This window comes from Devosia sp. A449, from assembly GCF_054489375.1.
In genome coordinates, this window is record NZ_JBTMWU010000006.1 from 1 (window position 1) to 24,178 (window position 24,178).

Below are 24,178 nucleotides of genomic sequence, written 5' to 3' on the forward strand. Positions count from 1 at the left end.
GCCCACCACAACAACACCCCCCGAAAATGCCTCGGCTTCCGTACCCCCGCCGAGGCCTTCATCCCGTTGCACTTCAAATGTGAATCCACACCCGGCTCAAGGCCGGGGTGACACCGTGGACGGGGTGGGCTTAGCGGCCCTGGAACACGCTCTTGTCGGCCAGGGCGCCGGTGATTTCGCTTACTTTGACTGCCCTGCCCTCTTTGACGGATTTCAGCGCTGCGTCGGCGAGGGCCAGGGCGATGAGGCCGTCCAGGCCGCTGGGAGATGCCGGAGATTTTGATTCAACGGCGTCGATGAAGCTACTGATTTCGCGGGCATAAGCTTCGGTGTAGCGGGTCATGAAGAAGTCGTGCAGCGGCGGGCGGGTGTAGCCGGACGCATTGGCGACTTCGATGGAGACCGGGCGCTGGTTCTCGGCGGAGACGGCACCCTTGGAGCCATGCACTTCGATGCGCTGGTCATAGCCATAGGTGGCGCGGCGCGAATTGGAGATGGTGGCGTGCTTGCCCGAGGCGGTGGACAGCATCACCGAGACGCTGTCGTAATCGCCGGCTTCGCCGATGGCCTTGTCGACCAGCACCGAGGCCTGGGCGCTGACGGTGTCGATCTCCTCGCCGAGCAGGAACCGGGCCATGTCGAAATCATGGATGGTCATGTCGCGGAAAATGCCGCCTGAGCGCTTGATATAGTCGACCGGCGGCGCGCCGGGATCGCGCGAGACAATGGTGACCATTTCCACGGCGCCGATCTCGCCCTTGGCGATGACGTCATGCACGGCCATGAAATGGGGGTCGAAGCGGCGGTTGAAGCCGACCATCAGCGTGCCGGCCGCGGCGTCGACCACCTTGAGGCAGGATTTGACACGGTCGACGCTGAGATCGATCGGCTTCTCGCAGAAGATTGCCTTGCCGGCGCGCGAGAACTGCTCGATCAGATCGGCATGGGTATCGGTCGGGGTGCAGATCACCACGGCGTCGATATCGGCCGAGCCGAGGATCTGTTCGACGCTGCGCACTTCGCAGCCGTACTGGCTGGAGAGGTCACTAGCGGCCTTGGGGAAAGCATCGGCCACGGCGACGAGCTGGGCCTTGGGGTTGGCGGTGATGGCCTTGGCATGCACCTTGCCGATGCGGCCCGCGCCGAGCAGACCGAAACGAAGAGTCATTTACAAAAGTCTCCAAAAATCTGGTGTGATGCTATCAGACCGTGCCGCCCAATGACGAGCTGAGTTCGGCCATTTCGGCGCCGCCGGCCATCATATCCTGCAGCGCCTCGGGGGTGATTTCGCCGCGCAGGGCGGTGCCCAGGGTCTTGCCGCGATTGAGCACGGTGAAGCGATCACCCACGGCCAGAGCGTGGCGCACATTGTGGGTGATGAAGACGATGCCGATGCCGGTTTTTCGGACCCGGTCGATGGTGGCCAACACATTGGCGGTCTGGCGGACGCCGAGCGCCGAGGTGGGCTCATCGAGGATGAGCACCTTGGCGCCGAAATAGACGGCGCGGGCGATGGCCACGGTCTGGCGTTCGCCGCCCGACAGGGTTCCCACGGCCTGATTGGGCTCGCGCAGGCTGATGCCCATGCGGCGCATTTCTTCCATGGTGACGCGGCTGGCGGTTTCTTCGTCAAAGAACTGGAACGGGCCCCAGCCCTTGCGCGGCTCGCGGCCCATCCAGAAATTGCGGGTGACCGACATTAGCGGGATCATCGCCAGGTCCTGATAGACGGTGGCGATGCCGGCGCTCATGGCGTCGCGGGGATTGGCGAAATTCACCGGCTGGCCGTTGACCTTGATCTGCCCGGAGCTGGGTTTGTGGACCCCGGCCATGGTTTTGATGAAGGTGGATTTGCCGGCGCCGTTATCACCCAGGAGGCAATGGCATTCGCCGGGCATGACCGAGACGGAGACGCCATTGAGGGCGATGACCGGGCCGAAGCTTTTGGTGATGTCGATCAGTTCGATAAGGGGGGTGTTCATGTTAGCGCTCCCCGGTGATCAGGCGACGGATATAGGTGTTCAGCACCACGGCCAGCAGCAGGATGATGCCGAGGAAGACGCGGAACAGCGAGCTTTCGACGCCGGCGAAGAACAGCCCCTGCTGCACCACGCCAAAGATCAATGCCCCTAGCGCCGCGCCGATGATCGAGCCATAGCCGCCGGTGAGCAGAGCCCCGCCGATGACCACGGCGATGATGGCCTCGAACTCTTTCAGCAGGCCACGGTCGGCGGCGGCGGAGCCGAATTCCATCACCTGGGAGGTGGCCAGCACGGTGGCGCAGAAGGCGGAAAAAATGAACATCAGGATTTTCACCCGATTGACCGGCACGCCGACATAGCGCGCGGCCTGGGCATCGCCGCCCGAGGCGAAGATCCAGTTGCCGAAACGGGTCTTGGTGAGCAGGATATGGGCGAAAATGATCAGCGCCAGCGCCCAGATCATCAGCATCGGAATGCCGTCCACCACGGGCTGGCCGGCGCGGTTGCCGGCGGTGAATTTGGCGATCCAACCCATGTCGGCGAGCCAGTAAAAGAAGAAGCCAAACACCTTGCCGCCGAAAATCGGGGCCAGCCAATCGCCGGCTGCAGCTTCGCGCACGCCACCGATGATGGTCTGCCGCGTGGTGGAAATGGCGGTGTAGATGGTCAGGCCGCGCAGGATGTAGAGCGAGGCCAGGGTGACGATGAAGGAGGGCAAGCCTGTCTTGATCACCAGATAGCCATTGGCGGCGCCGATCAGCATGGCGACGATGAAAGCGGCGATGATGGCGGCCCACATCGGCCAGCCGAGATGCACGCTGAGCACGGCGATGACGATGCCGGCAAAGCCGATCATCGAGCCGACCGAGAGGTCGAATTCACCGGCGATCATCAGCAGGCACGCGCCGACGGCGATGATGGCGAATTGGGCGGAAACCACGCCCCAGTTCATGATGCCATCGGGGGCGAACATGCCGGTCGAGCCGGCGACGACGCCAAAATAGATGAACACCAGAATGGCGCCGGCCATGGCCCCGAGTTCGGGCCGCATCAGCATGGTGCGCAGCCCCGATTGGCGGGCGAGGCGTTCGTCTGTCGCGGCGGGCGTTGGGGCGCTCGGCTGGGTCATGTCACGATCTCGTTGGATTTCGGGGCGCAGTGTGGCCGGCCCCGGAGTGAAGCGGGGCCGGCCAGCAGCGGCTGTTAGCGGTATTCGCCGGCGAACTTCTCAACCAGGGCGATATTGTCCTTGGTGATGAAGCCTGGGCCCGAATTGATCGAGTTGCCAGGCACCACGCCATAGCGCGCCAGATTGGTCAGGATCACCACAGGGAGGTAGCCCTGCAGGAAGGGCTGCTGGTCGATGGCGAAATTGATCGTGCCGGCCTTGATGGCGGTGGAGATTTCCGGCGACAGATCGAAGGTGGCGAAGAAGATGGTGCCCGCCTTGCCGGTCTGGTCGAGGGCGGCAATGGTCGGGTGGGCCGAGTTCGGGCCAAGGGTCAGGATGCCATTGGTGTCCGGGTTGGTCTGCAGATAGGCGGCGACCTTGGACTGGACTTCGCTGGGGTCCATGCCGGAGTCGATCATCTGGTTGCCCAGCTCGATGCCGAGTGCGTCGGCAAAGCCCTGGCAGCGCTCAACCGAGGCCGGGTTGGTGATGTAGTGGTTGACGCAGACGAAGCTGGTCACGCCGGCGGCCTTGGCCTTTTCGCCCGCACCGAAGCCAGCGTCATATTCAGGCTGGCCGACATGCAACAGCGCGCCGATTTCCTTGGACTGTTCCAGGGTGCCCGAATTGATGGTGATCACCGGAATGCCACGCGCCACGGCGTCGCTCAGCGGGCCCTTGAGGGCGTCGAAGTCGGCGATGGTGGAAATGATGCCATTGGGTGAGGAGGCGGCGGCCTGCTCGATGATGCGGGCCATGTCCGCAATGTCGCCGGTCGGCGGATTGCGATATTCGACGGTCACGCCCATCTGCTCGCCGGCCAGATTGATGGCGTTCTTGATGGTGTTCCACCAGCTATCGGAATCGGGGGCGTGGCTGACGAGCACAAAGCGCTCGCCTTCAGCCTGGGCCGGCATAACCGCGGACACCAGGGTCGCGGTGGCTATCATGCACGCGAGTGCGAGTTTTTTCATGTCGTTTCTCCTCCACAGAGCGGGTGTCCGGCAGCACCCATTTGGTCCCGGATCTATCCCTTGTCGGGAATTGTTGGGCCCAGGGGCATGCTCCTGAAACCCTGGTCGATATGACAGTGAGCGGCAGCCAGAATGGTCAGGCCGGAGCCGGTGGCCAGCAGTGCGCGTGGCGCTTTCAGCTGCTGATTCACACGCTCGGGCAACAAGGCTGGACACTCCCTGCAGCGCCGGACCTTGTTGCATTGGTCCGGTCATTTATTGACCATAATGAAACACCAGTTCCGTTATATTGTCAACGCGGAATATTCATTCCATATCGGTGGAAAATGGGGATGAAATCGATGCAGGGGGCGGGGTTGAGGGGTGGGGGATTCGTTTTGTGTGAGGAGGTTAGGCGGGGGGGGCGCGCACGCGGAAGCACCGCTGGATTGCCCGGACGAGCCGGGCAATGACGGTGGGAGGGAGACGGTGAACGCCGACATGGCAATTTGCGCCTCCCTCCCCCTCCAGGGGGAGGGATTGAGGGTGGGGGTCACAAGCCCCCCCCTCCCCGGCCCTCCCCGCAAGGGGGAGGCTGGGCAGGAGCCGATAGTTTTTGCGGGTGGGTGGCGTCGGGTCAAACACGCCGATGGAGGGCGCGGAGAGCGCTCGGGATGGGTCCCAGCTCAGGGCCGGGATGACATCGGGGGTGGGGTTAGCGCTGCGTTGGCAGTTGGCGCTGAGCCAACAAAGCGGCCGCTAGCGGCTGGCCTCAGGTTTCGCGGGCGCGTTCGAGGATGCGTTTGCATTCGAGGAGTTCGCGCAGCACGTCGGAGAGCTTATCGCGGGATTCGCGGTCGAGGCCGGGGCTGGCGAGCATCACGGCGTCTTCGATTTCCGCCTCGTCGCTGGCGGCCTCGGCCTGTTCGATCATCGGCAGCAGGTCTTCGAGCGGCTTGCCCTCGCCCACGGCGATGACATAGCGGCTGCCCTGATCCTTGAGGATGCGCTGCACGCCCTTGATGGTGAAGCCCTGATCATAGAGCAAATGGCGGATGCCGCGCAGCAGCATCACATCTTCGGGCCGGTAATAGCGCCGGCCGCCGCCGCGCTTCAGCGGCTTGATGGTGGAAAAGCGCGTCTCCCAAAAGCGCAGGACGTGCTGGGGCAAATCCAGCTCGTCGGCGGCTTCTGATATCGTGCGAAAGGCGTCTGGAGACTTATCCACGGAGGCTGAGACTCACTCTGGATGGCTTATTTCCCAGCGCTCACCATAGATTTGTTAATCTTGGACTTCAACACGTTGGATGGCTTGAACACAAGAACCTGCCGCGGAAGGATCGGAACCTCCTCGCCGGTCTTGGGATTGCGGCCGATCCGCTCATTTTTAGAGCGCACCTGAAACGAGCCGAAGGAGGATAGCTTAACGTTGGCCCCGGTGATCAGGGCGTCGCCGATGAGTTCGAGCACCCGTTCGACCAATTCGGCCGACTCGGTTCGCGACAAGCCAACCGTGCCATAGACTGCCTCGGCCAGATCGGCCCGCGTAATCGTCTTCTGCGTCATTCGTACCCCCGTGTTGTCGAAAGGTGCAAATCCCCGCGCGCCGGGACGCGTTGGTTCGCGCCCCCGATCAAACTTGCTGTCGGCACGACCTTATAATGAAGGTCGGGCCATACCGCGGGAATCCTAGCCTTCGCTCAGCGCTACCGGACCGTCACAAATCCCTCGTGCGACCCGATTTCTGCGCTGGGTTCCTCCGCCCGGAAGGACACTAACGCCTTGAAACGGCTAAGGTCAATCAGGTCCGGGCCGGGTTTACCAGCGAATGAGGGAAGCACCCCAGGTAAAGCCGCCACCCATGGCCTCGAGCATCACCAGGTCGCCCGGCTTGATGCGGCCATCGGCAACGGCGACGCTCAGCGCCAGCGGCACCGAGGCGGCCGAGGTGTTGGCATGCTCCTGCACGGTGATCACCACCTTCTCGGGCGGCAGGCCAAGCTTGGCCCCTGCCCCGTCGATAATGCGGCGATTGGCCTGATGCGGCACGAACCAGTCGAGATCGTCGACGGTGTAGCCGGCCTGGTCGAGCGCGGCATAGACCACGTCGGTGATCTTGCCAACGGCGTGGCGGAACACTTCCTTGCCCTGCATATGGACATGGCCGGTGGTGCCGGTGGTGGACGGGCCGCCATCGACATAGAGCTTGTCCCAGTGATGGCCGTCAGAACGCAGCGCCGAGGCGAGCACGCCCTGTTCGGGCGCATCGTCGGCCAGTTCGATCTTTTCCAGCACCACGGCGCCGGCGCCGTCGCCGAACAGCACGCAGGTGGTGCGGTCATTCCAGTCGAGCAGACGCGAGAAGGTTTCGGCGCCGATCACCAGCGCGCGGGTGCCCAGGCCATTCTTGATATAGCTGTCGGCCGTGGCGATGGCATAGACGAAGCCCGAGCACACCGCCTGAATGTCGAAGGCCATGCCGTGATGCATGCCCAGCTTCATCTGCACCAGCGTCGCCGCTGATGGAAAGGTGTAGTCGGGCGTGGTGGTGGCGACGATGATCAGATCGATATCGTCGGGCGTGACGCCAGCGGCGGCCATGGCCTTCTTGGCGGCTTCCACCGCCAGATCGGAGGTGAATTGGCCCTCGGCGGCGATGTGGCGCTGCTTGATGCCGACGCGCTGCTGAATCCATTCGTCGGACGTATCGACCATGGTGGCGAGTTCGGCGTTGGTCAGCACCTTTTCAGGCAGGTAGCCGCCGACACCGCGGATGATGGTACGCGTTTTGGTCACGCCGGTTTTGCCTCAGGTTCAGCTTCGGGAGTGGCGGGGGCCGCCTTGATGGGGAAGCGTTGCATGGTCTCGCCGATCTTGTCGATCAGGCGGCTATTGGCCATTTCATAGGACAGGCTCAGGGCGCTTTTGTAGCCGATCTCGTCGGTGCCGCCATGGGATTTGATGACGATGCCGTTGAGGCCCATGAACACGCCGCCATTGACGGTGCGCGGGTCCATGCGGCGACGCAGGGCATTGAGGGCCGAGGAGGCAAGCAAGGCGCCGATGCGGCTCATCAGGGTGGATTTCAGCGCCGTGCGCAGATAGGTCGCGACCTGGCGGGCGGTGCCTTCGGCGGTTTTCAGCGCGATATTGCCGACAAAGCCTTCGGTGACCACCACATCGACGGTGCCCTTGCCGATATCGTCGCCTTCGACAAAGCCCTGATAGCTGAAACCAGCGCCGCTGGCCTCGGTGAGGATGCGGCCGGCTTCCTTGATCGATTCGAGGCCCTTGACCTCTTCGGTGCCGACGTTGAGCAGGCCGACGGTGGGCGACTCGTTGTGGAACAGGCAGCGCGCCAGGGCCGAGCCCAGAATGGCGTAATCCACCAGCTGCTGGGCGTCGGCGCCGATGGTGGCGCCCATGTCGAGCACGACGATGTCGCTGCGCACGGTGGGCCAGATGGCAGCGATGCCGGGGCGGGAAATGCCCTTCATCGGCCGCAGGCAGAAGGTGGCCATGGCCATCAGCGCCCCGGTATTGCCACCGGAGATCGCCACATCGGCCTCGCCATCCTTGACCGACTGGATCGCCATCCACATCGACGAGGTGCCCTTGCCCTTGCGCAGGGCCTGGCTGGGCTTCTCGTCCATGGCGATGACCTGATCGCAATGGCGCACGACGGAAGCGGGCTTGAGATCGGGAAATTCATCGAGCAGCGGCGTAATCTGCTCCTGCCGCCCGTGAAAGATAAAGCGGGTGTTCTTGCGCTCGCGCAGGGCCAGAAAAGCTCCGTGGATCACTGCCCGAGGGGCATTGTCGCCGCCCATGGCATCCACTGATATCGTTATTGTATCGGTCATTTCAGCCTGTTCTGAGCCTCCCGAGGAGGCAGGCAAACATATCCCATCGGGGAGTCGGTGCAAGCCCGCCCGCCGACGCTAACGGTCAATATCGGTGGACTTCTTGAGCTTTTGAAGGGCGGCGAAGGGCCCGGAGGGTCCGTTGCCGGCATTTATGTCGAGCGCGTCGAGGCTTTCGCCCTCGCGGCGCGGATAGGGATCGATGGCCAGTGCCAGCGTTTCAATCAGCAAGGCGCTGAGATCGACTTCATGACCGTCGATATGGTCGGGAAAGTCGTCATCTTCAAGATCGACGAAAACTTCCGACCCCGCCGCCGGCTTGGGCGCCTGGGCGTCGGGCAGGAAGATGCGGTCAACGACTTCATCAACATGCTGGCCCACCGGCTCGAAGGTCACCACGGAAGGCTGCACGATATCGGCAACCAGCCGGCCCTGGGCGCGCAAACCGCCACGCAGCGGCACCACGACGAGATTGGCCTCGAACGAATCGATGGCGCTCAGCTTGAGGACGATGGCCAACTCGGCGCGGGTCGCTTCATCGAGCGAGACTTTCAGGTCGCGGCCACCAGCCGGCAGGCGGTCGATGCGGACGACGGCGTCGAATAGCGGGGCTTCAGTGCTCACGCGGCAACCTCAAAATTGAGCGCGCCGTCCGTGATGGAAGCGGCAGGCTGGGCGGCAAGCGCCCGATCTTCAGCCAGCAGATAGCTGGCGAGCGCCGCGACGTGATCGCCGGTGGCACCATCGAGAATATTGCGCGACAGCACGGCTTGCAAAGCGGCCTCGTCGCCGCGATCCATCGCTTCGTTCATCGCGGCCAGCAGGCCAAAAAAGATATTGCCCATTTTCTGGATGCGCTTGGGGACGGCGAGATCGCCAACCCCCATTTCGCGCAGCGAGCGGTCCATATCCTTGAAAAACAGATCGAACACCGCCTGGCTGAAATCCTTCTGGTCGCCGGTTTCAGCGCGCAGGCGCCGGAACAGCAGCGCCAGATGCAGGCTGATCATATCAAAACGACCGGTGACGGTATCGGGCACCTGCCAATCGGCGTAGAAAAACGGCTGCCGGGATTGCGCCACAATAGCGTTATAGACGGCGTAAACTGGTGCGGTGGCAGTGTTCTTGCGGAACAGGGACATGATCATGGGATTGCGCTCAGCATCTTGCTCGGCCTAACAGGGGCAAACAGCTGCGCCGGACCATTGCCAGCTTGCCAGACGGACAAGTTGGCAGCTACACATTCCGACGGCCGCAATGGCCGCTGCCTTGTTGCCGTGCCTATAGTCGAGAGCCATCGGGAAAGTCAAATTCATGCTCCTGCGTAACGTCTCCAGTTCATTCGCACCGCTCGCCGCGGCCGCCCTGCTGGCGCTGACGCTGGCCGCCTGCACCAGCAGCAATTCGCTGATCACCAAGCGGACCCAGGGCTATGAACTCTCCGACAGTGCCATGGCCCAGATTCGCCCGGGCCAGAGCCAGCAGCTGGTCACCCTGGTGCTGGGCTCGCCGCAGTCGACCAATAGTTTCGGCGACCAATCTGCATTCTATTATGTCGAGACCAAGGTGCGGCAGACCGCGTTTGGCATGACCATGATCGACTCGCGCACCGTGCTGGTGGTGTATTTCGACAAGAACAAGAAGGTCATCGACAAGGCCGTTTACGGCCTGCAGGACGGCAAGACCGTGGCGGTCGAGAGCCGCCGCACCGCGTCCTTTGGCGAGGATCGCAACTTCATCGACCAGATTTTGCAGAGCTTCTAAGCAAGCGAAATGAGAAAGCCCTGGGAAACCGGGGCTTTTTTTGTTTGTGGGGGATGGTTGTTGGGCTGGCATCGCCCCCTCACCCTAGCCCTCTCCCCGAAGGGCGAGGGGATTTGGCTGGTGGGTGGGCACAGATTTTACCACTGACCCCATCTCAGGATGGGTCCCGGCTCAAGGCCGGGATGACATCGAGTGTGTTGGAGCGCTTGATGCCGCCACGGCGCAGGCCTAGACCGTGCCGTCCATGTCGGAGCCGGCTTCGCGGGCGATGGCGTCCAGGGTGGCGTTGACCAGGCCGGAGGCGTCGTCTTCGTAGAAGGCTTTGGCGATATCGACATATTCAGTGATGACGACGCGGGGCGGAATGTCCTTGCGGCGCAGCAGCTCGAAAGCGGCGGCGCGCAGGATGGCGCGCAAAGTGGCGTCAACGCGCTCGACCGGCCAGCCATCGGCCAGGGCACGATCTACGGCGGGATCGATGGCCAGCTGGTGCTTGGCGACGCCGGCAACGATCTGGCGGAAGAAATCGGCATCGGCGGGCAAATATTGCTCGCCCTCGATTTCGCGGCCGAGGTGGAAGGCGCCGAACTGGGCCAGCGTATCCTCAAGGGTCGCGCGACCGACATCCATTTGATAGAGCGCCTGGACCGCAGCCAGCCGGGCGGCACCACGCTGATTGGCGGGGCGGTCGGTATGCGGGTCGCGTTTGGGAGCGTCGGCCATAACTGCTTTCAACTTTGCTGTGTGGCCGAGGGCCGCGCTGCCGGAGGAGGCGTCGCATTCCCATTAATCGCCCACGGGGGGAACTGCAACTGCGCGCGCGGCTAATCTGGCTGGGCCGGGCGCTCGAAAAGGGTCAATTGGGCATCACCGAGACGCTGATCCTCGACGGCAACGAGGCCGGCGGCGGCCAGAACATCGGCCATTTTGCCATCCTGGCTGGCGGCAATGCCGGCGGCGCCAATGGTCTGATCGAGGGTGATCAGGGCAAAGCGGTCGACCAGATCGGCCTCGAGCAGGGCCGCGGCAAGGCGCTGGCCGGGCTCGACCAACAGGTTCTGGATGCCCTTGTCGGCCAGCGCGGCAAGCGAGGCGGGCAAGTCGGGGCGGCCACTATTACCGGCAACTCGCAGGGTCTGGACCGAGGCTGGCGCATCGACCGATACGTCGGTTTCGGCAATGATTGCAGTGCGATAGCCGGAGAAACCACCAATCAGATTCACCTTGCGATCAATCCCCGCAGCGCCGGCCAGCACGACGCGCAAGGGCGTGCGGGCGGCAAGGCCCGGCAGGGTGACGGTCAGCTTCGGATCATCGGCACGGGCGGTGGCGGCGCCGATCAGCACGGCGTCGGAGCGGGTGCGCAGCAGATCGAGCCAGGCACCGGCTGGACCGGTCAGAGCCGCCCTGCCCTCGCCTGCGACGCCGATCCGGTCATCGGTCGAGATGGCGAGCACGGCGGTGACGAAGGGACGGCCGGCGCTATGCCGTAACGCATGGCCGGCATGCAGCGCCTTGCACGAGGCAGCATCGGCAATCAGGGTTTCGACACCGGCGGATTCGAGCTGGGCAACGCTGCTGCCGGCGATGCGCGGATCAGGATCGGCCATGCCGATGACGACGCGCATGATGCCAGCGCGGATGATGGCATCGACGCAAGGCGGCGTGCGGTCCCAATGATGGCAGGGTTCGAGCGTGAGATAGAGCGTGCAGCCAGCCGCGTCGAAGCCGGCGGCCTCGATGGCCAGGGCTTCGGCGTGCGGGCGACCGCCCTTGGCGGTCACGGCGCGGGCCAGCAGGGTCTGGTTGTGCGGCGCGACCAGCAAGGCGGCTACGGTCGGGCTATCGCCGGTGGTACCGAGAAAGGGCGTGGCGTAGCGGGCGGCGGCATCGAGCCAGCGCCGGTCGTCGGCGGTCAGTTCGTTCACTCGTCGTCCTGAATCGTCGACTGTCCCTCGGCGAGTGCCGCAAGGAAATTGCGGAAATCGTCGGCGGCGGAGAAATTCTTGTAGACCGAGGCGAAGCGCACAAAGGCCACGTCATCGAGGCCCTTGAGGCCATCCATGACATATTCGCCGATCTGGTCGGAGGTGACCTCCACATCGCCCAGGCTTTCGAGCTGGCGGACGATGCCGGAAATCATCCGCTCGATGCGGTCGGCCTCGACGGTGCGCTTGCGCAAGGCGGTATAGACCGAGCGCGCCAGCTTTTCGCGGTCGAAGGGCACCTTGCGGCCGCTCTTCTTGACCACGGTGAGGTCGCGCAGCTGCACGCGCTCAAAGGTGGTGAAGCGGCCGCCGCAGCCATTACAGACGCGGCGGCGGCGGATAGCGCCAGAATCTTCGGTCGGGCGGCTGTCCTTGACCTGCGTATCGTCATTGCCGCAATAGGGACAGCGCATGAAAAGCCCTTACTGACCGTAGATCGGGAAGCGATCGGTGAGCGTCTTGACCTTGGCGCGAACCGCAGCCTCGACGGCCCCGTTATTCTCGTCGCCATTGGCCTTGAGGCCATCGAGCACTTCGATGATCAGCTCGCCGATGAGCTGGAATTCAGCAACGCCGAAACCACGCGAGGTACCGGCCGGGGTGCCCAGACGGATGCCCGAGGTGATGGCCGGCTTTTCCGGGTCGAACGGCACGGCATTCTTGTTGCAGGTGATGTGAGCACGCTCGAGAGCGGCTTCCGTCGCCTTGCCGGTGAGGCCCTTGCGGCGCAGATCGACCAGCATCAGATGGTTGTCAGTGCCGCCGCTGACGATCTCGACGCCGCCCTTGACCAGCGTGTCGGCCAGCACCTTGGCATTGGCCACGACCTGAGCAGCGTAAGCCTTGAACTCGGGCTGCAGGGCTTCCTTGAAGGCCACGGCCTTGCCGGCGATGACATGCATCAGCGGACCGCCCTGAATGCCGGGGAAAATCGCCGAATTGATCTTCTTGGCGATGGCCTCGTCATTGGTCAGGATGAGGCCGCCGCGCGGGCCGCGCAGAGTCTTGTGGGTGGTGGTGGTGGCGACATGGGCATGGGGGAACGGGCTGGGATAGACGCCGCCAGCAACCAGACCGGCCACGTGGGCCATATCGACGAAGAGGATGGCGCCGACTTCATCGGCGATGGCGCGGAATTCGGCCCAGTCCATGATGCGGGAATAGGCCGAGAAACCAGCCACGATCATCTTGGGCTTATGCTCGCGGGCGAGGCTACGCACCTGATCCATATCCACGAGGCCGTCCTGCGCGCGCAGGCCGTACTGGATGGCGTTGAACCACTTGCCGGACTGGTTGGGCTTGGCGCCATGGGTCAGGTGACCACCAGCATCGAGCGACATGCCGAGGATGGTGTCGCCGGGCTGGATCAGCGCCTGATAGACGCCCTGATTGGCCTGCGAACCGGAATTGGGCTGCACGTTGGCATATTCGACGCCGAACAGCTGCTTGGCGCGGTCGATGGCCAGGGTTTCGGCAACGTCGACATACTGGCAGCCGCCATAATAGCGGCGGCCGGGATAGCCTTCGGCGTATTTGTTGGTGAGGACGGAGCCCTGAGCTTCCAGCACCGCCTGGGAGACGATGTTCTCCGAAGCGATCAGCTCGATCTCGCCCTGCTGGCGGGCCAGCTCATTGGTCATGGCCGTAGCCAGCTCCGGATCGGTCTGGGCGACGGAGTTGGTGAAAAACTGCGGAAAGAGCGGAAGGGACGCGGCAGCGCTCATAGGACAACGACCTCGCTGGAGACGAAACGGGCAAGCATGGGAAAGGCCTTATCATGGCGCGGAGCGCGATTCCAAGACCGGGAAAGAGGTTGTGAGTGCATAGGGCTCCCCTAGTTGCGGATGGGTGCCCAGGCGAGCGGCTCTACAAGGTTCGCGTTCCCCGATGGTTACCCATCTCTTCTCGCCAGTCGCGCGAACAGGCGGAATATGGCCCAAAACACGCGCCAGGGGAAGAGCTGGCGGCCAGGCTCAGGCAAATTTGCCGGGGATCACCGGTGGCGCCGGAGTGGTTTCCACCAGTTTGCGGCGCAGTTTGGCGAGGGCGACCTGCTGCATTTGCAGCTTGGTGGCCGAACGCGGGGTGATGACGATGACCTCGATGCCGGTGGCCGCATCGATGGCGGCGACCCGCATCTGCGGGCCAACCTGCACGAACTCGAAATAGACCTCGCCGTCGCTCATGCCACGCCCCTGCCCCAAGCTGTTCACCGCGCCGGTGTCACGATAGCAGGTTTTGGGAGGGGGTGCGATTGGCCCGGATATGGGGGCTAAACATCCCCCACCCTTGATCCCTCCCCGCAAGGGGGAGGGTGTCGACTGAGGCGATTGCGATCTACGAGGCGGGATTAGGCCTGGTCGAAGGTGACCTTGCCCTGTTCGTCGAATTTATAGACGTCGTCGCGGAAGCTGACGGTGCCCTGGCGATTGGCCCAGGCGGTGATGTAGGTGGTGTGGATCGGCACGCGGGCCTTGCACTCCACATCGAGCCGCTGCAGCGAATCGAAGGTCGAGTTGACCTTGTTCTGGTCCCAGTCGCCATTGTCGCGCAGCAACCAGTTGACCAGCTCGGCGACGCCTTCGACGCGGACGCAGCCCGAGGAATGGAAGCGACCGTTTTCGCCGAACAGCTCCTTGCCCGGCGTGTCGTGCAGGTAGCAATCATAGGGATTGTAGAAATTGATCTTGCAGTGGCCCATGGAATTGGCCGCACCGGGCTCCTGGCGATACATGTAGTTGACCGCCTGGTCGCTGATGTTGGTCCAATCGATCGACTGCGGATCAACCTTGTTGCCCGACCCATCGTAGATGAAGATGTTCTGCTCGGTCAGGTAGTTTGGATTTTCCTGCATGTACTTGGTCAGGTCCTGACGGACCAGCGACTTGGGCACGTGCCAATAGGGATTGAAATTGATCTGGCTGATCTTGCTGGCCATGATCGGGGTGGCGCGCTCGACGCGGCCGACCACCGCAGTGTGGCGCTGTTCGACCATGCCGTCATTGACCGCCTCGATGGTGGCGGCCGGAATGTTGACCACGACATAACGCGGGTTCAGCGACGCGGCCATGTTCTGGACGCGAGTGTAATTGAGATAGAGCTGCTGCAGGCGGGTCTCGGCCGGGATGTTCAGGGCGTACCAGGTCGCCTCGTCCACCTGGCCGTTGACCACCAGGCCATGACGGGCCTGGAAGCTGCGCACGCCGCGATCGGTATCCTGATCGAACATGTCGTTGACATTGGGCACCAGCACCATGTCGCCCGACGAAATCAGTCGGCGCTTGAGCGCGATCACCGGAGCGCCGGACTTGCCGATCAGCAGGCGGAACGCCTCCTGGGGAATTTCTTCCCAGCCGCCATTGGCGACGAAAGGCTCATATTGGGAGATGGCCAGCTGGAGATTATACAGCGTGTCATAGGACAGGATCGGCTCATTGGTGGCGATCAGCGCCTGAGCGGCGGCCGTGTTGCCATCCTTGTCGACATTGCGCAGCACATTGCCGCTGTTCATCATGTCGAAGAACGACTCCTGCCCGCGAACCACCGCCGGCATTGCCAGAGATGCTCCGGCCATGGCCGTATACCGGAGCAAGGAACGTCTATTCAGCCGCATCAAGTCACCCGAAATTGCTGGCCCCGAAAAACGTGCCAGTTTTACCATTGCGCCCCGCTGGTCACAACGCGGTCAACCGCATGTGAGCCCGGAATTGCCTGATCCGAAAATACGCATAAATGGTTTCAAACCACGTAACATCGCAGTCGCGCGCGTTTGCGGCGAAAAAGTGAACGCCGGCCCATGGGACCGGCGTTGACCTTCAGATGTGGCACAGCAGCAACAGTGGCGGCAGGCGCCCGGCGTTACAGCTTGTAGAGGATCTGATCGACCCAGAAGCGCTCAAGGCGGGCCAGCGCCTTGTTCAGGCCGTCGAATTCGTCGTCGCCCAGGCCACCGACCTTGTCGATGGACTTCAGGTGACGGTCATAAAGTTCGTCGATGACCTCGGCCACTTCCTCGCCCTTGGGGGTGAGCTTGATGCGGACCGAACGACGGTCAGTGCGCGAGCGCTCCTGGAAGATGTAACCGGTCTCGACCAGCTTCTTCAGATTGTAGGAGACGTTGGAGCCCAGATAGTAACCGCGCGAACGCAGCTCGCCGGCGGTCAGTTCAGCGTCGCCAATGTTGAACATCAGCAGCGCCTGGACCGGGTTGATATCGTCCCAGCCCATCCGGTCGAACTCATCCTTGATGAGGTCGAGCAGGCGACGGTGCAGGCGCTCTACGCGGGAAACAGCTTCCAGATAAAGCGGCTTCAGGCTCTGGGGACGTTCCGGGGACAGGGCCTCGGCTGCGTTGGATTTGATTGCCATTTGTGCCTCACTGTTGTGCAGTCTGTGCGATTTTTCGCATCTCATGAGGCCAAACTACGACCGCCGGACTAAGATCACCCTAAGTGGCGTGATTAAGACTATCTTACTGGAAAGCAATGAGAATTTGGCTTTATTCTTCGTTACACCAGTACATAAAGTTGTAACCTTACGGGGGTGTAAACGGCTTTTTGGCCCTAAGCTCAGTCGGCGGCGCGGGCGCGGCGGTGGCGGACCGACAGCACGAAGATGATGAGGATGGAGGCCAGCAGCACCAGCCGAACGGCGAAGCCAAAGGCGGTCATGCGCACATCGGCATTGCCCAGCAGATAGAGCGCCAGCTCGACCGTGGTGGCCCCCACCAGCAGCACCGCGCCCCAGCTCGCCTTGATCCACAGCCCGACCGCGGCAAACAGCCGGGCGAGGCCGAATATGGCGAGATAGACAAAGCCCGTCATGCCCATGGTGGTGATCGGGCTGACCGCACCCAGATTGACCCCGAGCAGACGCGCCGCATCGTTCAGCCCGAGCAACAGGCTGATGATGGCGACGATGCGGATATAGATGCCGATGGGCTGGGCGTTGAAATCCATGTTGGGTTTCTACCCGCACGCGAGGGATGCGACAAGCCGGAGCTTGGAGCAGGCACACAGCGCTGGTAAACCGGACGCACACGATAAGGAGCCTCCTACAATGGCCGACGATTGGCAGAAGCACGACATGGCATTTCTCGGCGGCAGCCGCCTGCGCCGAACCCGCCGCACCGCATGGAGCCGGGCCATGGTGCGCGAAAGCGTGCTGACGCCGTCCGATCTGATCTGGCCGCTCTTCGTCATCGACGGGCACAATGAGAAGACCCAGATTCGCACCATGCCGGGCGTCGAGCGGCTGAGCGTCGATCTATGCGTCGAAGCCGCCAAGGCGGCGCGCGATGCGGGCATTCCGGCGCTGGCGCTGTTTCCGAATACGCCGGACCATCTGCGCAGCGAAAACGGCGCGGAAGCCTATAACCCGGACAATCTGATGTGCCGGGCGCTGTCGGCCATCAAGAGTGCCGTCCCCGAGATCGGGCTGATCGCCGACGTGGCGCTGGATGAATATTCCAGCGACGGCCAGGACGGGCTGGTGCGCGACGGGGAAATTCTCAATGACGAGACCGTGGCGGTAATGATCCGCTCGGCGCTGGTGCAGAGCCAGGCGGGCGCCGACATCATCGCCCCCTCGGATATGATGGACGGCCGCGTCGCCGCCATCCGCGAGGCGCTGGATGACGAAGGGTTCGAGCAGACCCAGATCATGGCCTATGCGGCCAAATATGCGTCCTATTACTATGGGCCATTCCGCGAAGCCGTCGGCTCGGGCAGCCGGCTCAAGGGCGACAAGCGCACCTACCAGATGGACTATGCCAATTCCGACGAGGCGATGCGCGAGATCGAGCAGGACATTGCCGAGGGCGCCGACAGCGTCATGGTCAAGCCCGGCCTGCCCTATCTCGACATCGTGCGCCGGGCCAAGGACAGCTTCAACATTCCGATCTACGCCTATCAGGTGAGTGGCGAATTCGCGATGATCGAGATGGCCGCTGCGGCCGGGGCGATCGACCGCAAGGGGGCGATTCTGGAGAGCCTGTGGGCGTTCAAGCGCGCCGGGGCCAATGGGGTGCTGACGTATTTTGCGCTGGAAGTGGCGCGGGAGTTGGGGCGGTAAGAGCGGCATCGGGGCTAAACGGCTCGCTCCGCTACCTGGAGGATGGATCACCGGGACAAGCCCGGTGATGACGGTGGGGTAAGATCGGGGTTTTCCTCCTATCGTCATTGCCCGGCTTGTCCGGGCAATCCATTTCGCCACAAGCTCAATTTCGATGGGCACATTTTCGTGCCCGCCCTCTTGCACCCTGCCCTGGCCGTGACAATCTTCTGCTCATGAACCAGAGCAACCCTACCCTGCCCGATCCTGCCACTGCCCCCGAACTGTTCGAGGGGGTGCTGACGCGCCGCGTGATTGCGTTTGTCATCGACCTGTTCGTGATGAGCCTGATGATCATCGGCTTTTCCATGGTGGGGATCATCGCCGGCTTTCTGACCTTCGGGCTGGCCTGGTTGGCGCTGGTGTTCGTCGTGCCGGCCACCATCATCGTCTATTATGGCGTGACGCTCGGCTCGTCGAAGCGCGCCACGCTGGGCATGCAGATGATGGATATCGTGCTGACGCCGACGCGCGGGCAGCCGCTCGACGGGTGGATGGCGATCATCCATGCCGCCGTGTTCTGGCTGACCACCTGGATTTCCTGGCCGCTGTCGCTGGCCTTCGCGCTGTTTACGCCGCGCCGGCAGATGATCCACGATCTGGTGGTGGGTACGCTGATGGTGCGCCGCTCGCCGATGGTGCGGCATTGGCGGCAGACTCATTCAGGTCCTGCGACCGAGGCATTTTGAGGCGTTGCCGGGGGTGACCGGGGGGAGTACCATCCTGCCGATGCCACTTAAGGGTCTTCGATGACCGACCAGACGCCCGAAACCACGCAGCTGTTTTTGACCGCCGCCATGCCGTGCCCCTATCTGCCGGGCAAGCAGGAGCGGAAGCTGTTTACCCATTTGACGGGCCGCCGCGCGGCGAGCCTGCATCATCTGCTGAGCGAAAACGGCTTCCGGCGCAGCCAGAACCTGATCTATCGCCCGGCCTGCGAAGGCTGCAATGCCTGCCTGTCGGTGCGCATCGTCGCCGACGAATTCGAGGCATCGAGTCGATTCCGTCGCGTGTTGCGCCACAATGACGATCTCTCAGTGGAAGTGCGCCCGACCACAGCGACCAGCGAACAATATGAGCTGTTCAAGCGCTATCTGGAATCGCGCCATGCCGGCGGCGGCATGAACCAGATGAGTTTCGTCGACTATGAATATATGGTCGAGGATACCCCGGTGCAGTCGGTACTGGTGGAATATCGCCTGCGCGACCATCCCGACCAGACGCTGATCGCGGTGGCGCTGACCGATGTGATGCCGGATGGGCTGTCGATGGTCTATTCATTCTACGACCCCGACCTGGCGCCGCGAAGCCTGGGGACCTACCTCATTCTCGACCATATCGCGCAGGTGCGCTCCGCCGGCTTGCGCTATGTCTATCTCGGCTATTGGGTGAAGGATTCCCCCAAGATGGCCTACAAGGCGCTGTATCAGCCGCTGGAAGTGCAAAAGGGTCCGCTCGGCTGGTGCCGGCTCGACTAGGCGATCCAGCAGAATTCGGATCAAGGGTAACCGCGCGGTTGCCCTTTTTTCATTGCCGCTGGCATGGTTGCGCCATAAAGCTCGGCTATCGCCCGCCTCCCTTCCCTGCCGGACTGCCGCATGTCTTTTCTTGTTAAACTGATCCGCCTGGGCCTCATTCTCGGCGCGCTGGGCGTCGCCACGCTGGCGATTCTGGCGCTGTTCGGCTTTGCCCTGCCCGAACTCGACCTGCTCAATCACGCGCAGATTTTTCTGTTGCCGGGCACGGCGATTGCGCTGCTGATCCTCGCCGTGCTGCTGCGTGGCCGGCTGCGCAGCGTGGCGATCATCTATGCCGTGGTGGGCGTTGCGGCGTCGGCCAATGTGATGTTGCCCGAATATGTCGGCTCGCTGCAGACGCGGCCGGCAGCGCCCAGCAGTGGCAGCGTGACGCTGATGACGCATAATCTGTTCGGCATGAATTACGAGATGGAAAAGGTCACCGCCGCGATTTTCGCGGAAGATCCCGACATCATCGTGCTGCAGGAGTATTTTGGCGAACAGGCCACCGACCTGCATCCGGCTCTGCTGACGCGCTATCCGTATTTTGTGCGCTGCCGGGGCGGCAAGCGCGCCAATCTGGGGCTGTATTCGCGCATTCCATTCGAGCAGACCGACGCGGATGCCTGTCCCGACAATGCCTATGGCACGACGCGGACAGCGCATATTCTGGCCAAATTCCATCCCGAGGCCGGCAAGAGCTTCTCGGTGATCACCACCCATATGGATTGGCCGATCCCCGTCTCACGCCAGCAGGAGCAGCTGGCGGCGCTGTCCGAGGTGGTGGCCAAAGTCGAGGGCCCGGTGATCCTGGCGGGAGATTTCAACTCAACGCCGTGGTCCTACGCGCTGCGCGATTTCGTGGCGCGGAACGGGCTGGTGCGTCAGACGATGAACCTGCTCACCTTTCCGATGAGCTGGTATTATCTCGGGGACTGGCGCGACACGGTGCCGTTCCTGCCGCTGGACCATGTGATGACCAAAGGCGGCATCGTGGTGCACGACATTCATATCGGCGCGGCGACGGCGAGCGATCACCTGCCGGTGGTGATGATTTTTTCGGTGGAGTGAGGGCTAGGCGCCGAGCTTGAGATCGAACACCAGCAAGCCCTCGCGGCCGCCTTCCAGGGCGCCGACCAGCTTGGCGCCAGCGGCTTTGTGGGCGGGATCCACGAGGTAGCGATCACGGGCGGCTTCGTCGGCCAGGTCCATGATGAAGCCGTCATTGAAGCCCTTGGCGTGGCCTTCGGGCGAGATATTGGGACCGAAATCGGCCGAAAGCAGACCCTCGATCTGGCCCACCAGTGCGTTGAGCCCGGCATAGATGTCAGCGCGTTCGGCGGCGCTGATTTCGGGGCGGAATTTGACGAAGACGCAGTGGCGGATCATGGCTTCCACTTTCATCCTTCTCCCCTCGTGAGAGAAGGTGGCGCGCGCAGCGCGACGGATGAGGGGCGCGATGGAGGTTAGGCCCCCTCATCCGCCCTGCGGGCACCTTCTCCCACGAGGGGAGAAGGGAAGAAGGGGCGATTTACCCGACGAACTTGTTGTTGCGCGGGAAGCCGTTGGGGGGCTGGCGGCCGGCGGTGGCGCGGTCGCCGAGCCAGTCGGTCAGCTCTTCCATCGGCTTGGTGAAGGTGCGGCCGGAGCTGTCGGTCCAGGTCAGGCCATCAGCGGCATAGAAGGTCTTAAGGTCGGAAATGCCGCCATCCTTGTAGCGCTGCAGGCGGACGCCCTTGCCACGGCCCATTTCGGCCAGCTGGGCGAGCGGGAACACCAGCAGCTTGCGGTTCTGGCCGATGACCGCGACGCGATCGCCATTGGCCGGGACCAGCAAGGCGGCTTCGGCGGGCGTGGTGACGTTGAGGATCTGCTTGCCCTTGCGGGTATTGGCGATCATCTCGTCTTCGCCGACGATGAAACCGTAGCCGGTGGATGAGGCGACGATGCGCTTCTGGCCGGGGCGATAGACGAAGATATCGACGATATCCTGCCCCTCCTCGATATCGACCATGATGCGCACCGGCTCGCCCTGGCCGCGCCCGCCCGGAAGCTTGTCGCCGAACAGAGTATAGACCTTGCCGCCGGTGGTGAGCAGCAGCAGCTTGTCGGTGGTCTCGCATTTGAACGAGAGCTTAAGCCGGTCGCCGGCCTTGAAGCCCTTCTCGTCATTGACCTCAACGGCGTGACCGCGCGGCGCGCGAATCCAGCCCTTTTCGGAGAGGATGACGGTGATCGGCTCGCGCTCGATAAAGGCTTCGGTGACCTCGGCCAGATCGGCGGTCGGCGCATCCTTGAGTTCGGTGCGGCGGGCGCCGAGGGCGTGTGGCGTGCCATCGGCATTGGTCAACGGATAGATTTTCTTGAGGGCCTCGATCTCCTTGGAGATGACGCCCCACTGGCGCTTGTCGGAGGCGAGCAGGGTCTGCAAATGGCCCTGTTCGTCGGTCAGCGTGCCGTGCTCCTTGCGCAACTCGATTTCCTCGAGCTTGCGCAACGACCGCAGCCGCATATTGAGGATGGCTTCGGCCTGCACGTCGCTCAGCTCGAAGGTCGCCATCAGTGACGCCTTGGCATCATCCTCCTCGCGGATGATGCGGATCACCTCATCGAGATTGAGATAGGCGATGATGTAGCCGGCCAACACTTCCAGACGGTGGGCAATCTGCTCGAGCCGGTGCGTCGAGCGGCGAACCAGCACTTCCTTGCGGTGCTCCAGCCAGGCCTTGAGGGCCTGGGCCAGGCTCATCACCTTGGGCGCGGTGCCGCGATCGAGCACGTTCAGATTGAGCGGAAAGCGGGTTTCGAGATCAGTGGTCTTGAACAACTGCTCCATCAGGATCACCGGATCGACGGTGCGGGCGCGCGGTTCGAGCACCAGACGGATATCGTCCGAGCTTTCGTCGCGCACGTCCTTGAGCAAAGGCAGCTTTTTGGCCAGCAGCAGTTCGGCGATCTTTTCGACCAGCCGCGACTTGGGAATGCCGTAGGGAATCTCGGTGACCACGATCAGGTAAACGCCACGGGCGCTTTCCTCGACTTCCCACTTGGCGCGTAGCCGGAACGAGCCGCGCCCGGTGGCGTAGGAATGGGCAATGGACGAGGCCGATTCGACCAGAATGCCGCCGGTGGGGAAATCCGGGCCCTTGACGAATTGAGTCAGGTCCTGGGCCGAAGCTTCTGGATTCACATTGATAAGATGCAGCGCCGCATCGCACAGCTCGGAAATATTATGCGGCGGAATCGAGGTCGCCATGCCCACGGCAATGCCGGTGGACCCGTTGGCGAGCAGGTTGGGGAAGTTGGACGGGAGCACGATCGGCTCTTCGTCTTCGCCGTCATAGGTCGCCTTGAAGTCGATGGCGTTTTCGGTGATGCCTTCCAGCAGGCGCATCGCCACGTCGGTCATGCGGCTTTCGGTGTACCGCATCGCCGCGGCGCTATCGCCGTCGATATTGCCAAAATTGCCCTGGCCATCGACCAGCGGGTAACGCTGGGCAAAATCCTGCGCCAGCCGCACCAGCGCGTCATAGATCGACTGGTCGCCATGGGGATGGAACTTACCGATCACGTCACCGACGATACGGGCCGATTTCTTGTAGCCCTGCCCCGGATCGAGCTTGAGCAGACGCATCGCATGGATGATGCGGCGGTGCACCGGCTTGAGGCCGTCGCGCACGTCGGGCAGCGCCCGCTGGGTGATGGTCGAGAGAGCGTAAGAGAGGTACCGCTCCTCAAGCGCCTGCTTGAGATCGACGACGCGCTGGTCGTCGGCAGGCGGCAAGGTATCGGCGTCGGACATCGGCAAGGCTTCCAGAGGAACGAATCAGGAAAGCAGTATAGCGGGCGGGGCTCTCCGCCTCACGATAAATGGCGGTTCCGCGCGCTTTCCACATGATTATCGGGGGTGGGAAGCACTGAAGTCGGCGGGCGGGGCTCCACCCCCTCCTAGCCTCCCCCATCAAGGGGGAGGTATCGGCCGGTGGGGTCTGGCTCGATGGTGCCTCATACACGATCAGACACCTCCCCCTTGATGGGGGAGGATGGGAGGGGGTGATTGGAGATCACTAGCCTTCGTCGCGGGACAGAGCCTCGATCAGCAGTTCCCGGGTGGCCGGGTGGGCCAGCTCGCGGGGGGCCCAGATGTGCAGGTCGAGGAAGTGGCCGCTGAGGCGGAGGGCGTCGCCGATGTCGTGGGGGCTGGCATTGCCGCGGGCGGTGAGGAAGCTGGGCAGCGGCAGCAGGCGGTCAAGATAGGGCGCGGCGGCGGCGCGACAGACGGCGCGGCCGGTTTTGGGCGAGACGTGGGTGAGGTCGTCGGTAACGCCGGTGACGGCGCAGACGCTGAGATCAAGGCCGAAGCCCAGTTCGTCGAGCACGGCCAGCTCGAACCGGGCCAGAGCCACGCCGTCGGGGGCGCCGTCGATGAGACGCAAGCCCATGCCGAGCAGGCGATCATGCGGATCGCGCTCGGGCAGCAGGCGGAGATGGTCGCAAACCAGCTGGCTGAGATAGAGCCGGGTGCGGTCGATGATCAGTTCGGCGGCGCGGGCCTGCAGCAGTTCGACGGTGAAAATGCCGAGGTGGCTTTCGAGGCGGCCGCGCCAGGTGAGCTGGACGGTATTGCCGGGCTGTAGGGCGGCGGCGAGCTTGCTGGAACGGCCGCCGCGCACTAGGCCAAGGGAGCGCCCACGCCCGGCGACCATGGCCTCGGCAATGACGCTGCTTTCGCCGTGGCGACGAACGCCGATCAGCAGGGCGTCAGCGGTCCATTCCATGGCTACTTCCTTCCCTTCTCCCACAGGGGGAGAAGGGTGACGACTGAAGGA

26 protein-coding genes and 1 riboswitch are annotated in these 24,178 nt (G+C 63.1%); of the genes, 5 read left to right on the forward strand and 21 right to left on the reverse strand.

Annotated features, from left to right (window positions below; all coding sequences use genetic code 11):
* Positions 1-130: 130 nt before the first annotated feature.
* The 10 genes from iolG to ACX3OW_RS15795 all read right to left on the reverse strand — a co-directional run bounded on the left by iolG (position 131) and on the right by ACX3OW_RS15795 (position 9,117).
* Entirely contained in the window at positions 131-1,168 is a 1,038-nt protein-coding gene (gene iolG, locus ACX3OW_RS15750) for an inositol 2-dehydrogenase (protein ID WP_459096745.1), read from the reverse strand.
* A 34-nt stretch (positions 1,169-1,202) separates the two neighbouring features.
* The gene (locus tag ACX3OW_RS15755) at positions 1,203-1,982 is read right to left on the reverse strand and encodes an ATP-binding cassette domain-containing protein (protein ID WP_459096746.1); all 780 of its coding nucleotides are present in this window, start codon (positions 1,980-1,982) and stop codon (positions 1,203-1,205) included.
* A gap of 1 nt (position 1,983) precedes the next feature.
* The gene (locus ACX3OW_RS15760) at positions 1,984-3,111 is read right to left on the reverse strand and encodes an ABC transporter permease (RefSeq protein ID WP_459096747.1); all 1,128 of its coding nucleotides are present in this window, start codon (positions 3,109-3,111) and stop codon (positions 1,984-1,986) included.
* Positions 3,112-3,185: 74 nt separating this feature from the next.
* Positions 3,186-4,127 carry a sugar ABC transporter substrate-binding protein gene (locus ACX3OW_RS15765; protein WP_459096748.1) on the reverse strand — a complete coding sequence of 314 codons (942 nt, stop codon included), beginning with the start codon at positions 4,125-4,127 and terminating at the stop codon, positions 3,186-3,188.
* A gap of 751 nt (positions 4,128-4,878) precedes the next feature.
* Positions 4,879-5,334, reverse strand: coding sequence for a MerR family transcriptional regulator (locus tag ACX3OW_RS15770; RefSeq protein ID WP_459096749.1), 456 nt, complete (start codon positions 5,332-5,334; stop codon positions 4,879-4,881).
* A 26-nt stretch (positions 5,335-5,360) separates the two neighbouring features.
* Complete coding sequence (locus tag ACX3OW_RS15775; protein WP_459096750.1) at positions 5,361-5,672, reverse strand: integration host factor subunit alpha; 312 nt, start codon at positions 5,670-5,672, stop codon at positions 5,361-5,363.
* A gap of 252 nt (positions 5,673-5,924) precedes the next feature.
* On the reverse strand, positions 5,925-6,902 hold the full coding sequence (locus ACX3OW_RS15780) for a beta-ketoacyl-ACP synthase III (RefSeq protein WP_459096751.1): 978 nt from the start codon (positions 6,900-6,902) through the stop codon (positions 5,925-5,927).
* Entirely contained in the window at positions 6,899-7,969 is a 1,071-nt protein-coding gene (gene plsX / locus ACX3OW_RS15785; RefSeq protein WP_459096752.1) for a phosphate acyltransferase PlsX, read from the reverse strand. Before plsX ends, ACX3OW_RS15780 begins: the two co-directional genes overlap by 4 nt.
* A 78-nt stretch (positions 7,970-8,047) precedes the next feature.
* Positions 8,048-8,593: a YceD family protein gene (locus ACX3OW_RS15790; RefSeq protein WP_459096753.1), complete on the reverse strand. Its 546-nt coding sequence runs from the start codon at positions 8,591-8,593 to the stop codon at positions 8,048-8,050.
* Positions 8,590-9,117, reverse strand: coding sequence for a ubiquinol-cytochrome C chaperone family protein (locus ACX3OW_RS15795; protein WP_459096754.1), 528 nt, complete (start codon positions 9,115-9,117; stop codon positions 8,590-8,592). The genes ACX3OW_RS15790 and ACX3OW_RS15795 overlap by 4 nt, the downstream gene beginning before the upstream one ends.
* Positions 9,118-9,283: 166 nt before the next feature.
* On the opposite strand from ACX3OW_RS15795, the gene ACX3OW_RS15800 reads away from it, so the two are divergent.
* Entirely contained in the window at positions 9,284-9,733 is a 450-nt protein-coding gene (locus ACX3OW_RS15800) for an outer membrane protein assembly factor BamE (RefSeq protein WP_459096755.1), read from the forward strand.
* 228 nt (positions 9,734-9,961) lie between these two features.
* Here ACX3OW_RS15800 and nusB read toward each other — a convergent pair whose 3' ends face one another.
* The 8 genes from nusB to ACX3OW_RS15840 form a co-directional block, all read right to left on the reverse strand.
* The gene (nusB, locus tag ACX3OW_RS15805) at positions 9,962-10,456 is read right to left on the reverse strand and encodes a transcription antitermination factor NusB (protein ID WP_459096756.1); all 495 of its coding nucleotides are present in this window, start codon (positions 10,454-10,456) and stop codon (positions 9,962-9,964) included.
* 101 nt (positions 10,457-10,557) lie between these two features.
* On the reverse strand, positions 10,558-11,661 hold the full coding sequence (gene ribD, locus ACX3OW_RS15810) for a bifunctional diaminohydroxyphosphoribosylaminopyrimidine deaminase/5-amino-6-(5-phosphoribosylamino)uracil reductase RibD (RefSeq protein ID WP_459096757.1): 1,104 nt from the start codon (positions 11,659-11,661) through the stop codon (positions 10,558-10,560).
* Complete coding sequence (gene nrdR / locus ACX3OW_RS15815) at positions 11,658-12,134, reverse strand: transcriptional regulator NrdR (RefSeq protein WP_459096758.1); 477 nt, start codon at positions 12,132-12,134, stop codon at positions 11,658-11,660. The genes ribD and nrdR overlap by 4 nt, the downstream gene beginning before the upstream one ends.
* A 9-nt stretch (positions 12,135-12,143) precedes the next feature.
* The gene (glyA, locus tag ACX3OW_RS15820; RefSeq protein ID WP_459096759.1) at positions 12,144-13,445 is read right to left on the reverse strand and encodes a serine hydroxymethyltransferase; all 1,302 of its coding nucleotides are present in this window, start codon (positions 13,443-13,445) and stop codon (positions 12,144-12,146) included.
* Between the two features lie 119 nt (positions 13,446-13,564).
* A riboswitch (ZMP/ZTP riboswitch) is annotated at positions 13,565-13,647 on the reverse strand.
* Positions 13,648-13,694: 47 nt separating this feature from the next.
* Positions 13,695-13,907, reverse strand: coding sequence for a DUF6898 family protein (locus ACX3OW_RS15825; RefSeq protein ID WP_459096760.1), 213 nt, complete (start codon positions 13,905-13,907; stop codon positions 13,695-13,697).
* Positions 13,908-14,071: 164 nt separating this feature from the next.
* Positions 14,072-15,295 (reverse strand): L,D-transpeptidase family protein, encoded by a 1,224-nt coding sequence (locus ACX3OW_RS15830; protein ID WP_459096761.1) that lies wholly within the window; start codon positions 15,293-15,295, stop codon positions 14,072-14,074.
* A gap of 284 nt (positions 15,296-15,579) precedes the next feature.
* Complete coding sequence (ldtR, locus tag ACX3OW_RS15835; protein ID WP_459096762.1) at positions 15,580-16,089, reverse strand: transcriptional regulator LdtR; 510 nt, start codon at positions 16,087-16,089, stop codon at positions 15,580-15,582.
* A 200-nt stretch (positions 16,090-16,289) separates the two neighbouring features.
* A complete protein-coding gene (locus ACX3OW_RS15840; RefSeq protein ID WP_459096763.1) occupies positions 16,290-16,679 on the reverse strand; it encodes a hypothetical protein in 390 nt (129 codons plus the stop codon).
* A gap of 100 nt (positions 16,680-16,779) precedes the next feature.
* Between ACX3OW_RS15840 and hemB the strand changes: the two genes are divergently transcribed.
* The 4 genes from hemB to ACX3OW_RS15860 all read left to right on the forward strand — a co-directional run bounded on the left by hemB (position 16,780) and on the right by ACX3OW_RS15860 (position 20,420).
* Entirely contained in the window at positions 16,780-17,793 is a 1,014-nt protein-coding gene (gene hemB, locus ACX3OW_RS15845) for a porphobilinogen synthase (protein ID WP_459096764.1), read from the forward strand.
* Positions 17,794-18,008: 215 nt separating this feature from the next.
* A complete protein-coding gene (locus ACX3OW_RS15850; protein ID WP_459096765.1) occupies positions 18,009-18,521 on the forward strand; it encodes an RDD family protein in 513 nt (170 codons plus the stop codon).
* A gap of 60 nt (positions 18,522-18,581) precedes the next feature.
* Positions 18,582-19,310, forward strand: a complete 729-nt coding sequence (locus ACX3OW_RS15855; protein ID WP_459096766.1) for an arginyltransferase — start codon at positions 18,582-18,584, stop codon at positions 19,308-19,310.
* Between the two features lie 120 nt (positions 19,311-19,430).
* Complete coding sequence (locus ACX3OW_RS15860; protein WP_459096767.1) at positions 19,431-20,420, forward strand: endonuclease/exonuclease/phosphatase family protein; 990 nt, start codon at positions 19,431-19,433, stop codon at positions 20,418-20,420.
* Between the two features lie 3 nt (positions 20,421-20,423).
* Here the strand turns inward: ACX3OW_RS15860 and ACX3OW_RS15865 are convergent, their stop codons facing one another.
* From ACX3OW_RS15865 to recO, 3 genes are all read right to left on the reverse strand, one after another.
* Positions 20,424-20,753, reverse strand: a complete 330-nt coding sequence (locus ACX3OW_RS15865; RefSeq protein ID WP_459096768.1) for a Dabb family protein — start codon at positions 20,751-20,753, stop codon at positions 20,424-20,426.
* A gap of 127 nt (positions 20,754-20,880) precedes the next feature.
* On the reverse strand, positions 20,881-23,151 hold the full coding sequence (gene parC / locus ACX3OW_RS15870) for a DNA topoisomerase IV subunit A (protein ID WP_459096769.1): 2,271 nt from the start codon (positions 23,149-23,151) through the stop codon (positions 20,881-20,883).
* 265 nt (positions 23,152-23,416) lie between these two features.
* Positions 23,417-24,127: a DNA repair protein RecO gene (gene recO / locus ACX3OW_RS15875; protein WP_459096770.1), complete on the reverse strand. Its 711-nt coding sequence runs from the start codon at positions 24,125-24,127 to the stop codon at positions 23,417-23,419.
* Positions 24,128-24,178: the final 51 nt, after the last annotated feature.

Bases quoted from the DNA above. Each gene is read 5' to 3' on its own strand.
- iolG (WP_459096745.1), bottom strand. From the start codon at position 1,168: ATGACTCTTCGTTTCGGTCTGCTCGGCGCGGGCCGCATCGGCAAGGTG.
- ACX3OW_RS15755 (WP_459096746.1), bottom strand. From the start codon at position 1,982: ATGAACACCCCCCTTATCGAACTGATCGACATCACCAAAAGCTTCGGC.
- ACX3OW_RS15760 (WP_459096747.1), bottom strand. From the start codon at position 3,111: ATGACCCAGCCGAGCGCCCCAACGCCCGCCGCGACAGACGAACGCCTC.
- ACX3OW_RS15765 (WP_459096748.1), bottom strand. From the start codon at position 4,127: ATGAAAAAACTCGCACTCGCGTGCATGATAGCCACCGCGACCCTGGTG.
- ACX3OW_RS15775 (WP_459096750.1), bottom strand. From the start codon at position 5,672: ATGACGCAGAAGACGATTACGCGGGCCGATCTGGCCGAGGCAGTCTAT.
- plsX (WP_459096752.1), bottom strand. From the start codon at position 7,969: ATGACCGATACAATAACGATATCAGTGGATGCCATGGGCGGCGACAAT.
- ACX3OW_RS15795 (WP_459096754.1), bottom strand. From the start codon at position 9,117: ATGATCATGTCCCTGTTCCGCAAGAACACTGCCACCGCACCAGTTTAC.
- ACX3OW_RS15800 (WP_459096755.1), top strand. From the start codon at position 9,284: ATGCTCCTGCGTAACGTCTCCAGTTCATTCGCACCGCTCGCCGCGGCC.
- nusB (WP_459096756.1), bottom strand. From the start codon at position 10,456: ATGGCCGACGCTCCCAAACGCGACCCGCATACCGACCGCCCCGCCAAT.
- nrdR (WP_459096758.1), bottom strand. From the start codon at position 12,134: ATGCGCTGTCCCTATTGCGGCAATGACGATACGCAGGTCAAGGACAGC.
- glyA (WP_459096759.1), bottom strand. From the start codon at position 13,445: ATGAGCGCTGCCGCGTCCCTTCCGCTCTTTCCGCAGTTTTTCACCAAC.
- ACX3OW_RS15825 (WP_459096760.1), bottom strand. From the start codon at position 13,907: ATGAGCGACGGCGAGGTCTATTTCGAGTTCGTGCAGGTTGGCCCGCAG.
- ACX3OW_RS15830 (WP_459096761.1), bottom strand. From the start codon at position 15,295: ATGGCCGGAGCATCTCTGGCAATGCCGGCGGTGGTTCGCGGGCAGGAG.
- ldtR (WP_459096762.1), bottom strand. From the start codon at position 16,089: ATGGCAATCAAATCCAACGCAGCCGAGGCCCTGTCCCCGGAACGTCCC.
- ACX3OW_RS15840 (WP_459096763.1), bottom strand. From the start codon at position 16,679: ATGGATTTCAACGCCCAGCCCATCGGCATCTATATCCGCATCGTCGCC.
- hemB (WP_459096764.1), top strand. From the start codon at position 16,780: ATGGCCGACGATTGGCAGAAGCACGACATGGCATTTCTCGGCGGCAGC.
- ACX3OW_RS15850 (WP_459096765.1), top strand. From the start codon at position 18,009: ATGAACCAGAGCAACCCTACCCTGCCCGATCCTGCCACTGCCCCCGAA.
- ACX3OW_RS15855 (WP_459096766.1), top strand. From the start codon at position 18,582: ATGACCGACCAGACGCCCGAAACCACGCAGCTGTTTTTGACCGCCGCC.
- ACX3OW_RS15860 (WP_459096767.1), top strand. From the start codon at position 19,431: ATGTCTTTTCTTGTTAAACTGATCCGCCTGGGCCTCATTCTCGGCGCG.
- ACX3OW_RS15865 (WP_459096768.1), bottom strand. From the start codon at position 20,753: ATGAAAGTGGAAGCCATGATCCGCCACTGCGTCTTCGTCAAATTCCGC.
- parC (WP_459096769.1), bottom strand. From the start codon at position 23,151: ATGTCCGACGCCGATACCTTGCCGCCTGCCGACGACCAGCGCGTCGTC.
- recO (WP_459096770.1), bottom strand. From the start codon at position 24,127: ATGGAATGGACCGCTGACGCCCTGCTGATCGGCGTTCGTCGCCACGGC.